Annotated in this window: 1 protein-coding gene; it reads left to right on the plus strand. The window is 61.8% G+C overall.

Translation table 11 applies throughout. The features are described 5' to 3' along the window. Positions 1 to 330: cbb3-type cytochrome c oxidase subunit I (locus FDO69_RS40995; RefSeq protein WP_170321027.1), on the plus strand; the 330-nt coding region annotated here is incomplete at both ends.

Here is a 330-nt window from a genome sequence, read left to right on the forward strand (position 1 = left end):
TTCCTCATCGCCGTACCGACCGGTGTGAAGTTCTTCAACTGGATCGGCACCATGTGGCGCGGAAGCCTCTCGTTCGAGACGCCCATGCTCTGGGCGACCGGCTTCCTCGTCACGTTCGTCTTCGGTGGGCTCACCGGCGTGCTGCTGGCCTCGCCGCCCCTCGACTTCCACGTCTCGGACTCGTACTTCGTGGTCGCGCACTTCCACTACGTCATCTTCGGGACGGTCGTCTTCGCGATGTTCTCCGGCTTCCACTTCTGGTGGCCCAAGTTCACCGGCAAGATGCTCGACGAGCGTCTCGGCAAGATCACCTTCTGGACGCTGTTCATC

Origin of the sequence: Streptomyces tibetensis, assembly GCF_007655005.1 — a bacterium.
Classification (GTDB): Bacteria; Actinomycetota; Actinomycetes; order Streptomycetales; family Streptomycetaceae; genus Streptomyces; species Streptomyces tibetensis.